This is a genomic window from Enterococcus sp. DIV0574 (assembly GCF_051711125.1).
Lineage (GTDB): Bacteria > Bacillota > Bacilli > Lactobacillales > Enterococcaceae > Enterococcus_D > Enterococcus_D gallinarum.
In genome coordinates, this window is record NZ_JBIOMA010000001.1 from 386631 (window position 1) to 398243 (window position 11613).

At 43.3% G+C, this 11613-nt stretch carries 8 protein-coding genes; 7 read left to right on the forward strand and 1 reads right to left on the reverse strand.

Annotated elements, in window-relative coordinates; all coding sequences use genetic code 11:
• Positions 1-17 precede the first annotated feature (17 nt).
• On the forward strand, positions 18-2255 hold the full coding sequence (locus tag IGJ45_RS01945) for a glycoside hydrolase family 3 protein (protein ID WP_147586957.1): 2238 nt from the start codon (positions 18-20) through the stop codon (positions 2253-2255).
• Positions 2249-3643 carry a glycoside hydrolase family 1 protein gene (locus IGJ45_RS01950; RefSeq protein WP_147586958.1) on the forward strand — a complete coding sequence of 465 codons (1395 nt, stop codon included), beginning with the start codon at positions 2249-2251 and terminating at the stop codon, positions 3641-3643. The genes IGJ45_RS01945 and IGJ45_RS01950 overlap by 7 nt, the downstream gene beginning before the upstream one ends.
• A gap of 121 nt (positions 3644-3764) precedes the next feature.
• On the opposite strand, the gene IGJ45_RS01955 is transcribed toward IGJ45_RS01950, so the two are convergent.
• A complete protein-coding gene (locus tag IGJ45_RS01955; RefSeq protein ID WP_003128626.1) occupies positions 3765-4625 on the reverse strand; it encodes a MurR/RpiR family transcriptional regulator in 861 nt (286 codons plus the stop codon).
• A gap of 217 nt (positions 4626-4842) precedes the next feature.
• Here IGJ45_RS01955 and rpsO point away from each other — a divergent pair, with 217 nt between their 5' ends.
• The 5 genes from rpsO to celB all read left to right on the forward strand — a co-directional run bounded on the left by rpsO (position 4843) and on the right by celB (position 11496).
• Positions 4843-5112 carry a 30S ribosomal protein S15 gene (gene rpsO / locus IGJ45_RS01960; protein WP_003128628.1) on the forward strand — a complete coding sequence of 90 codons (270 nt, stop codon included), beginning with the start codon at positions 4843-4845 and terminating at the stop codon, positions 5110-5112.
• Between the two features lie 393 nt (positions 5113-5505).
• Positions 5506-7623 carry a polyribonucleotide nucleotidyltransferase gene (pnp, locus tag IGJ45_RS01965; RefSeq protein ID WP_117474719.1) on the forward strand — a complete coding sequence of 706 codons (2118 nt, stop codon included), beginning with the start codon at positions 5506-5508 and terminating at the stop codon, positions 7621-7623.
• Positions 7624-7811: 188 nt separating this feature from the next.
• Positions 7812-8579 (forward strand): DeoR family transcriptional regulator, encoded by a 768-nt coding sequence (locus tag IGJ45_RS01970; RefSeq protein ID WP_003128632.1) that lies wholly within the window; start codon positions 7812-7814, stop codon positions 8577-8579.
• A gap of 160 nt (positions 8580-8739) precedes the next feature.
• A complete protein-coding gene (locus IGJ45_RS01975) occupies positions 8740-10131 on the forward strand; it encodes a glycoside hydrolase family 1 protein (protein WP_003128634.1) in 1392 nt (463 codons plus the stop codon).
• Between the two features lie 3 nt (positions 10132-10134).
• Positions 10135-11496, forward strand: coding sequence for a PTS cellobiose transporter subunit IIC (gene celB, locus IGJ45_RS01980; protein ID WP_003128635.1), 1362 nt, complete (start codon positions 10135-10137; stop codon positions 11494-11496).
• Positions 11497-11613: the final 117 nt, after the last annotated feature.

Consider the following 11613-nt stretch of genomic DNA (forward strand, 5'->3'; position numbering starts at 1 on the left):
GATGATAGGAGTTTAAAATGATCGAAGAAATTGTAAAGAAGATGTCCCTAAAAGAAAAAATCGGCCAGTTGAATCAGCGATTGTATGGCTGGCAAGTTTATCAGAAAAAGGAAGGAAAACTTTATTTGACAGACTACTTCAAGTCGGAAGTTGCTCGCTTTGGCTCGATTGGCTGGATCTACGGCGTTTTCCGAGCAGATCCTTGGTCGGGCAAGGACGCAACAACGGGTCTCTCGGTGGAAGAATCACGGGAAGTCAGCCGGATGATTCAGGACTATTTAAAAGAACATACTCGTCTTGGAATCCCAGCTTTTTTGACAGAAGAATGTCCTCATGGTCATCAAGGATTAGCAGCAACAACACTGCCGGTCAATTTCAGTACAGGGGCTAGTTGGAATCCTGATCTTTATCAGAGCGTGCAGACGTTCGTGGCACAAGAGTTACGAGCTAAAGGGGCGCAAGTTGGGCTGATCTCTACCTTGGATATCGTACGAGATCCTAGGTGGGGACGAACCGAGGAATGTTTCAGTGAAGATCCCTACTTAGCCAGTTGTTTTACGCAAGCTGCGGTCAAGGGAATGCAAGGGGAAATACTTGGTCATGAACCGACAACCCATGTACTGGCCGTGTTAAAACATTTTGCAGCTCAAGGTTCAAGTATGGGCGGGCACAATGCAGGACCAGTCAATATTGGGGAGCAAGAATTGCGAGAGATTCATTTACCCGCTATGCTGGCGGGAATTCAGGCAGGGGCACTAGGGTGCATGGCTGCTTATAATGATTGGGATGGTGTCCCTTGTCACGCGAACCCTCGCTTACTTCAAGAGATTTTGCGAGAGGAAGCCGGCTTTGCAGGAGTTGTGATGGCAGATGGTTGTGCGTTGGACCGTTTAGCGGATTGGCTAGGAAACAAACCAGAAGCGGCAGCCCGGGCCATGAACAGCGGCGTAGACATCAGTTTATGGGACAATGTTTTCCCTCAGTTGGAAGCTGCTGTTGATCAAGGGTTGATTAAGCAAGAAACCATTGATCGATCCGTGATGCGCGTTCTGAAACTGAAAGAGCAGCTAGGACTTTTTGACGAACCGGTGCCTACGGTGTCCGTTCCGGATCAAAAGCAGTTTCAAGAAAGTGCAACTCGTTTAGCAGAAGAAGCCATCGTTTTGTTGAAAAATGAGCAAGTCTTACCGTTAAAGAAACAAAGACAAACAATTGCTGTTATTGGTCCTCATAGCAAAAACAGCTATCATCAGCTAGGGGACTATACTCCTTTCAAAGAACTGTCTGAGTGCCGCAATCTGTGGGAGGGGTTGCTGGAAATCAAGGGGACCGAAACCACTTTTATTCAAGCAGATGGCTGCGGCATCACAGAAGGAACCAAAGAGCAACTGACTGCCGCATGCCAAGCGGCAGCAACAGCGGATCAAATCATTTTAACGATTGGCGGCTCTAGTATTCGTGACTTTTCGACGGATTTTGATAAGAATGGAGCTGCCTTGCAAGGATCTGCGGAGATGACCAGTGGGGAAAATATCGATCTGGCGTCTTTGGCATTGCCAGAATGTCAAAAACGATTGATTACTGAATTGAAAAAATTTCAGAAACCTCTGATCGGTATTGTGATTGCTGGCCGTCCTCATCTGTTAAGTGAGGTCAGTACCGCTTTTGATGCGTTGCTTTTTGCAGGTTATCCAGGGCAATTTGGCGGAAGTGCGCTAGCTCGGATTCTTTTTGGCGAAACGAATCCCAGTGGGAAACTAGCTGTTTCTATTCCAGATGAAAATGGGCAGCTGCCAGTTTATTACAACTACCGTGAGACTGCTTTCCAGAGAGATTACACAGATTGTTCAGGAACCCCTCGTTATGGGTTTGGTTATGGTCTAAGCTATGCAGAATTTATGCTTAAGGGAATCCATGCGCAGTATGCTCCGCAAGCAATCCAAATTAATGGAACAATCGAGAATCTTTCGGTGATAGCAGGAGCTGAAGTGGTACAAGTGTACCTTCGCAATTACTCACAGCAGGTCTTACCGCGTGTCAAAGTGTTATGCGGTTTTCAAAAAGTCTTTTTGCCAGCCAAAAGCACCGTCGACTTTTCTCTAACAGTTTCTTATGAAACGTTGAAACGGTTGAACATTTCACCAAATGAATTGCCAGCTGATTTTATCATCCAAGTCGAAGCAGCCAATCAGAAACAAGTATTCACGAAGCCATTGAAACAAGAAGAAAATGGAAAAGGAGAGAAATCATGTTAAAATTCCCGGAAGGATTTTTATGGGGAGCAGCTGCTTCTGCTCCTCAAACGGAAGGCGCTGCGGCGATTGATGGCAAAAGCCCTTCAACTTGGGATAAATGGTTCGAATTGGAGCCAGACAAGTTCTACGATCACGTAGGACCTAGTGATACTTCGAATACCTACCGACACTTTCGAGAAGATGTGGCGCTGATGAAAGCCATGAATCTGAACTCTTATCGGACGTCAATTGCTTGGACACGACTAGTACCTGATGGAAAGACGGTCAACCCTCAAGCAGTCACCTTCTATCGTGTCTATTTTCAAGAAATGGTCGATCAAGGAATCGAACCTATCATCAATTTGTTCCATTTTGATATGCCGTGGTGGTTAATGGAAAGAGGTGGTTGGGAAGCCAGAGAATCGGTAGATTACTTTGCCGCTTACGCTCGTATCGCCTTTGAGCAATTTGGCGACATTGTCAAAAAATGGGCCACATTCAACGAACCTTTAGTTCATATTGAATGCGGATATATGGGGGATGCCCATTGGCCTAAAGTTCATAATTTTAAACGAGCGATCCAAGTAGGCTATCATACACTGTTAGCTCACGCAAAAGCAGTAGCTGCTTTTCGCGAACTTGCGATTCCTAACGGAGAGATAGCGATTATCTTAAATTTATCGCCCGTCTATCCGAAAAGTCCGCAGTCTGCTGATCTTGAAGCTGCTGAATGGGCAGACTTACTCTATATTCGCAGTTTTTTAGACTGTACAGTCCTCGGACGATTTCCAGAAAAATTAGTCGCGATGCTGAAAAAGTCAGGTCTTGCTCCTGTAACAGAGGAGGGGGACCGAGAACTTTTTGCCTTAAATACGGTGGACTTTATTGGTTGCAATTACTACCAGCCATTACGAGTTCAAGCCCCGATTGCGCCGAACGATCCAATCACAGGGCCGAGGGATCTATTTCGAGGCTATGATTGGCCGGACAAAAAAATCAACCCTCATCGCGGTTGGGAAATCTTTCCGCAAGGTATTTATGACATTGCCATGCGTCTAAAGAATAGCTATGGCACGATTCCTTGGTATATTTCTGAAAATGGTATGGGGGTTTCTCAAGAAGAACGCTTCGCAACGCAAGAGGGGGAGATTAATGACACCTATCGCATCGAATTTGTAACAGATCATCTCAAAGAACTGCAGCGGGCGATCGAAGCAGGAGCCCCTTGCTTCGGTTATCATATGTGGACATTTATCGATTGTTGGAGCTGGCTGAATGCGTATAAAAATCGTTATGGGTATTATCGAGTAGATTTGACAGATGATACCCGAACACCAAAAGCGTCGAGCTTTTGGATGGCGCAAGTAGCAAAGGACAATGGGATCGATTCAGGGAATGGACCTGATTAGCCAGCAAATAAAGCATGCTTCAGAGAGACGATTGGACCTCTGGAGCATGCTTTGAGTGTTTCAACTGATTTTATTTTATGCTTAAGTTTCGACCACTGAATTTAGCAGGCGCATTTGACGATCAGAGATATTTGTGACGATAGTCAGCAATGGCCTGTCTTGATTCGTAGATATTTTGAGCCAGCTGTTCATTTTTACTCAAAAAGACATAGAACAGCACATCAACTGCCAAAAGATGAGCAATAATCGAGTTGGTTGCTGCACTGCGCATATTGGCTTCTTTCGGTCTGGAAACTTGCAGCGGAACATCTGCTAATTTCGAAAGGGAATTACTGCCAAAGCGAGTCAAAGATAGAACTGGAATCCCCATCTCCTTCGTAAACTCCGCAAGGTGTAGGATTTCAGGTGTTTGACCACTGTTTGAGACAGCCCAGAGCAAACATTCTTTTTCGTGTTTGATCAATTGAGGCAACAGCGAATTATAGTCGGTTTCGAAAATAACCACTTTGCCTAAGCGAGTCCATTTTTGTTGGATATCTTGAGCAATCAAAGAGGAAGCACCGATACCACATACGAAGATCCGATTGCGGGTTTTCAGTAGGTCCGCTGCTGCCAGCATTACTTGTTCTTCTAAAAGGTCCGCAGTCTCATGCATAGTCACTTGGGCATTATGGCTCAATTTCGCAGTAATATCATGAAAAGATTCGTTCAATGCAACATCTGCATAGCCAATGATCTCCTCATGGGTTTGTCGGGAGCCAGATTCCGCAGAAAGCTGAATCTTAAGATCAGTTAGGCTGGAAAAGCCTGTTTTCTTTGCAAAACGAACAACTGTAGGGGCGCTGATCCCGGTAGCTTGAGCCAACTGACTCGCAGTCATCGAAGGAACTTTTTCAGAATTTTTTTTGATGTAATCAAAAAGTTTTTTTTCGGAATTGGATAATTCGCTCTGGATACTTTCAATGCGAGAAAGGACGCTCATAAGGTCACCTGCTTTAAGAAATTTCTAGATTTAGTATACCATAAGTTGGAGTGTTGCTTTCATTTTAAAATGAAAAGATTCAGCGAAGAAACTTGCATTTTTAGGTAGAATAAAGTAAAGTAATTACGTGTGAATACACGCTACCTGTTACTTGGTTCAACGAGTCACCAACGTTTTACTCAGTCGCAGGTGAAAAAAGAAAAAAGAGGTGAAAAACATGGCAATTACGAAAGAACGCAAAAACGAAATCATCAACAAATTTGCTCGTCATGAAGGAGATACTGGTTCTCCAGAAGTTCAAATCGCTGTTCTTACAGAAGAAATCAACCATTTGAACGAACATGCACGTATGCACAAAAAAGACCACCATTCATACCGTGGCCTAATGAAAAAAGTTGGTCACCGTCGTAACTTATTAGCATACCTACGTCAAAAAGACGTACAACGTTACCGCGAATTGATCCAAGCTTTAGGATTACGTCGTTAATCAAACAAAGAAAAGTGAGGTTCAACCCGAATCTCACTTTTTTGCTATGAATCACTGCGACTGGGCGGCACAAGCCGTACAGAGCAGATGATGAATAGTACTAGGCGACTAACCAGGAGCGTAGTCACCCGAGCGGAATCACTGCGACTGGGCGGCACAAGCCGTACAGAGCAGATGATGAATAGTACTAGGCGACTAATAATAGTGGCCCCATCTTTTTAACAAACTCAATTAGCGGGACTTGACTGGTGAATCAAACCCGCAACTAAAAAAGAATCTCTGAGACACGGCGAGCAGCTTCCTACTAACCAAATGAAAGCAGCGGAAGCACCGATCCGCTTTTTTCATTTGTTTAGTAGTGACTTGCTTGGCTCAGAAAAAAAGGAGCAGATCATGACAGAAAAACAAGTATTCAAAACGACTTGGGGCGGGCGTCCGCTACAAGTTGAAGTTGGCCAATTAGCCAAACAAGCAAATGGCGCAGTACTCGTCCGCTATGGCGATACAGTAGTTCTTAGTGCAGCCGTTGCTTCAAAAGAAGCAAAAGATACAGACTTCTTCCCTTTAACGATCAATTATGAAGAAAAAATGTACGCAGTCGGGAAAGTTCCTGGTGGTTTCATCAAACGTGAAGGTCGTCCAAGTACCGAAGCAACATTGACTGCTCGTTTGATCGACCGTCCAATCCGTCCAATGTTTGCGGATGGTTTCCGAAATGAAGTCCAAGTGACAAACATTGTCATGAGTGTGGAACAAGATTGCTCACCAGCAATGGCTGCAATGCTAGGCTCTTCTTTAGCGTTGTCTATTTCCGATGTGCCTTTTGACGGACCAATCGCTGGTGTTGAAGTTGGCCGTGTCAATGGGGAATATGTGTTGAATCCAACCGTTGAACAAGCAGAGCAAACAGATATCGAATTGACGGTTGCTGGTACGAAAAAAGCCATCAACATGGTAGAATCAGGAGCGAAAGAAGTTTCTGAAGATGATATGTTAGGCGCTTTGCTGTTCGGTTTTGAAGCAATCAAAGAATTAGTTGCTTTCCAAGAAGAAATCGTTGCAGCAGTCGGTAAACCAAAAATGGAAGTGACTTTGCTTCAAGTAGATGCTGACTTGAAAAAAGAAATTTTCGATGGCTACTATCAAACAATGAAAACGGCTGTTATGACCGAAGAAAAATTGGCTCGTGAAGACGAGATCGACAACGTCAAAGAAACAGTTAAAGAAGTTTATGCAGAAAAATTTGCGGGTCATGAGGATGAAGCGCAGCTTCTAAAAGAAGTGAAACAAATCGCAGAAGACCTTGAAAAAGATGTTGTCCGTGAATTGATCACGATCGACAAAATTCGTCCCGATGGCCGGAAATTGGATGAAATTCGTCCATTAGCCTCAGAAATCGGTCTGTTGCCTCGTGTTCATGGTTCAGGACTATTCACTCGTGGGCAAACGCAAGCATTATCTGCTTGTACATTGGCACCATTGGGTGAACATCAAATCATTGATGGTTTAGGGGTAGAAGAATCAAAACGGTTCATCCACCACTATAATTTCCCGCAGTTTTCAGTTGGTTCAACAGGACGTGCCGGTTCTCCAGGCCGTCGTGAGATCGGACATGGCGCTTTAGGTGAACGTGCCTTGGCGCAAGTAATCCCAAGTGAAGAGGATTTCCCTTACACAATCCGTTTAGTGGCAGAAGTATTAGAATCCAATGGTTCATCCTCACAAGCAAGTATTTGTGCGGGTACATTGGCATTGATGGATGCTGGTGTTCCAATCAAAGCCCCTGTTGCTGGTATCGCGATGGGACTTGTCTCTGATGGCGAAAACTATACGATCTTGACCGACATCCAAGGATTGGAAGATCATTTAGGCGATATGGACTTTAAAGTTGCCGGAACAAAAGATGGAATCACAGCCTTACAAATGGATATCAAGATCCAAGGAATCACCGAGCAAATCTTAACTGAAGCTCTATCGCAAGCGAAAAAAGCACGGATGGAAATCTTAAATGAATTGACTTCAACTATTGCTGCGCCACGGGAAGAATTGAGTCCATACGCACCGAAGATCGAGATGATCCAAATCGACCCAGCCAAAATCAAAGATGTGATTGGTAAAGGTGGCGACACGATCAATGGCATCATTGATGAAACAGGCGTGAAGATCGACATCGATCAAGACGGAAAAGTATCAATTGCTTCTTCTGATGCGGAAATGATCAAGAAAGCTATTAAGATCATTGAAGATCTAACAAAAGAAGTCAAAGTTGGCGAAGTTTATTTAGGAAAAGTTGTTCGTGTTGAAAAATTCGGCGCTTTTGTCAACTTGATCAAAGGCAAAGATGGGTTAGTTCACATTTCTCAACTTGCAAATGAACGGGTCAACAAAGTAGAAGATGTTGTCAAAGAAGGCGATGAAGTTCTTGTGAAAGTCACAGAGATCGACAAACAAGGTCGAATTAATTTGTCTCGCAAAGCATTATTGACTGACGATAAAGCAGAGAAGAAATAATTTTCTTAACTAGTTATCCGCAAGAGAAGATTTTGCAAACGTAAATCAACGTCCAACCCCCCAGTAATCGATTCGATTACTGGGGGGTTTTTACGACATAAGGCACAGACATTTCGCTGATAATAAGGTAAACTGACTCAAAGAGGTCGGGCAATCAAAAATTCAAAAAACGTATAGAAGGTGAAAAAATGAAAGCCACACAGGGAAGTGTTTTTCGACGACGAGAGGCCTTGATCACCTACTTAGATAAGTATGATTATGGGACTGTTTCAGAATTAGCGGATCGATTTCAAGTATCAGAAGTGACGATTCGCAGGGATTTGTTGTTTCTGGAAAAAAAGCAGTTGATTGAACGTTATTATGGCGGCGTGAAACGGATCAAGAAATCAGAAAAAAGAGAATCCCAGCAACTTGGATCGGTAGAAGAATTTCCTTGGCAGCGACTGCTTCCACCGTTACACCTTTTGCTGCAAGAAAAGAAATTGATTTTTGTGGGGGCTGGACGCTGGTCGAAAGAATTGATCCACGCAGTTGCTGATTTTGATTTAACGATTGTGACCAATGACCATTCCGCATTGATTGATCTAAAACCAGGACGGGCGATTGTTTGTCTGTGTGGAGGAGAAGTGGAAAGCAACTCCACTGCGTTAGTCGGAGATATAGCGACACTGGCTTTCAGCAAATATACGGCTGATTTGTGTTTGATTGAAGCCTCAGGAATCGACTCCCATGAAATCACAACAACGACACTAAGTGAATCCTTTGTGTATCGGACGATGCTTCAGCATACTCAAGGAGAGAAAATCATCTATACGGAAGGAGAAAATATCGGCCATGTCCGAGGATTTATGATTGATCGTACGTTTATGGCGAATCGCTTGTTTAGCAATAGGCAACTTACAGAGATCGAGACGGCGCAATTTTCTTCTCAAGGTCTGCAGTTTTCGCTGCTATGATTTTAATTTGGCATTGAAGCTTTTCTCAGACAATCAATTAAGGAGAATCGTTCATAAATATTCTTTCATGAACAGTTCTTGTCCGGCTATTGCTTTTGATCAAGGAGACGATTATCCTAAATACCAGAAAGCGATTTACTAAAAAAGACAGGAGAACATCATGACATCAAAATTTCCAACAGATTTTTTATGGGGAGCATCCATTTCCGCACATCAAACAGAAGGAGCTTATTTAGCGGATGGTAAAGGACTAAGTGTTCAAGATACTCGTCCCCGAGACAATAACGAGATCGCCGATTTTACAGTAGCGGTGGATCATTACCATCGCTACAAGGAAGATATCGCCTTGTTAGCAGAACTAGGAATCAAAGTTTTTCGCTTTTCAATTGCATGGTCACGGATCTACCCTGAGGGGCGGGGAAGTGTTAACCAGAAAGGATTGGACCATTATAGTGCTGTCATCAACGAACTGTTGAAGCAGGGAATCCAACCATTTATTACGTTAAATCATTTTGATTTACCACAAGCATTGGAAGATCAAGGCGGCTGGACAAATCGCAGTACAGTTGAAGCTTTTGAAACCTATGCTAAGACATTGTTCAACGCTTATGGTGATCGGGTGACCCATTGGTTGACGATCAATGAACCGAATATCATGCTCTTAGTCGATCGCAAGATACTAGGCAAAACGATTCCTCTACCTGAGAAGTACCAGCAATTCCATCATCTGATGATTGCTGAAAAGCTTGCCTTCAAACATTGCCATGAACTCGTTCCAAATGGAAAAATTGGACCAGTCCCTAATATCTCGCTTGTTTATGCAGCAACCAGCAAGCCGGAAGACAATCAGGCGGCCCTTTATTTCAATAGCGTTCGGAATTGGGCGTATTTAGATTTTGCCTGCTTAGGACGCTACAATACAGTCTTTCAAGATTACTTGAATCAAAATGGGGTGAAGATCACTATCCACCCAGAGGATCAGGCTTTGATGACCAGTGCCTTCCCAGACTTTGTAGCTATGAATTTCTATACAACGGTCACAGTTGAACAGCCAACGATGGAAGGAGACATGACGAATGGGATCAGTGATCAACAAAGTGAAGACATCATGGAACGAGGGTTTTATAAAGGATTTACGAATCCCTATTTGAAGAAAAATGCGTTTAACTGGACCATTGATCCTCTAGGCTTAAAAACGACTTTGCAAACACTCTATGATCGCTACCATCTACCAATCCTCATCACAGAAAACGGTTTGGGAGCAGAAGATCATCTGGAAGAAAACGGCGCAGTCCATGATTCTTACCGTATCGACTATTTGCAGCAGCACATCCAGCAATGTCTAGCAGCTATCGAGTCAGGAGTGGAATTGATTGGCTATAGTCCTTGGTCTGCGATCGATTTGATCAGTGTCCATGAAGGCATCAAAAAGCGCTATGGTTTTATTTATGTGGATCGGAATGATGCCGATGAAAAAGAGCAAAAGCGTGTGAAAAAAGATAGTTTTTACTGGTATCAAAAGTTGATCGAAAACGGACATTGGGAGGGATAAGCAATGAATCATGTCTTTACTTTTTTAGAGCAGCGATTGATGCCGCCATTAAATAAAGTCGCTAACTTGCGTTTTATCCGGGCAATTATGCAAGCGGGAGTCATCACGGTTCCTTTCACGATCGTTGGCTCGATTTTTTTGATCATCAATAACCTGCCTCAAATTATTCCGCCGCTGGCCAGCTTTTTTGAACAGACGATTTTGAAATTTTCCCCGCTTTATAATGTCGCGACAACTATGTCTATCGGCTCGATCGCACTCTTTTATTGTTTAGCCACTGCGTATTATTTAACGGACATCTATCGCAAAGAAGAAAAACTCCAATTGAGCAGCTTTGTTGGCGCAATTCTTGGGTTGTTTGCATTTTTGATGACGATCATTCAAGTCGATATTTCAGATAGTGGGGCACAATTGCTTCAAACAACTGGAGAGACAGCTATCATCTATAATGGTGTAGCACTTGGTTCTTGGGTGACACGGTTTAGTGGGGTCGGTATTTTTATCGGTATCCTTACGGCGGTGCTGGCAACCCAAGTCTATCGTTTTTGTGTTAAAAAGAAAATCACGATCCAAATGCCAGCGGGAGTACCAGATGGGGTCAGTAAAGCATTTGCTTCCCTGATTCCAGCGATTATTATTGCTTTTTTGATGATTCTGATCAATGGCTGTTTAGCCGTTTTTCATACCGACTTGCATGGTTTGTTGTCAAAACCATTTGAATTTGTAAAAGATTTGACAGGTTCTTGGCTAGGGATCATTGTAATCATGTTGTTGATTCATTTGTTGTGGGCCGTTGGTGTTCACGGAACAGCCGTCATCAAAAACAGTTTTATCAATCCTATTTTATTAGTTGCTTTAACCGAAAACATCGATGGAGCAACCAACATTTTTGCCGGTGATTTTGTCAATATGTACATTTTTATTGGCGGTGCTGGCAGTACGTTAGGGTTGGTCTTGTTGATGCTGTTTCGAGCTAAATCCCAACAGTTGAAAGTATTGGGCAAAGCGGCGATCCTTCCAGGATTGTTCAATATCAATGAACCAGTGATCTTTGGTGCGCCAATCGTCTATAATCCTTATTTGATTATTCCTTTTATTGTGACACCGCTGATCAATGTGACGATTGCTTATTTTGCTACATCCTTTGGCTTTGTAGCTAAAGTGATCACCGGGATTCCTTGGATCTCACCTGTTGGGATTGGAGCATTTCTTGGAACTGGCGGTGATTTTCGCGGAATCTTGATCGCTATCCTTAATTTATTGATTTCGGTTGTCTGCTATTATCCATTTTTCCGAATGTACGATAGTAAACTTTTTGCGGAGCAGCAAGCAAACGAAGCAGAAGCGACTCTCCATGATCAGTAGACAAAAAGAGCGTGGGACAAAAGTAAAAAACACTTTTGTCCCACGCTCTAAACACGTCTAAATGGCGGAAGCAGAAGCAACTCCGAGAAATTAATCGAACTACCCCAAAATTTGAAA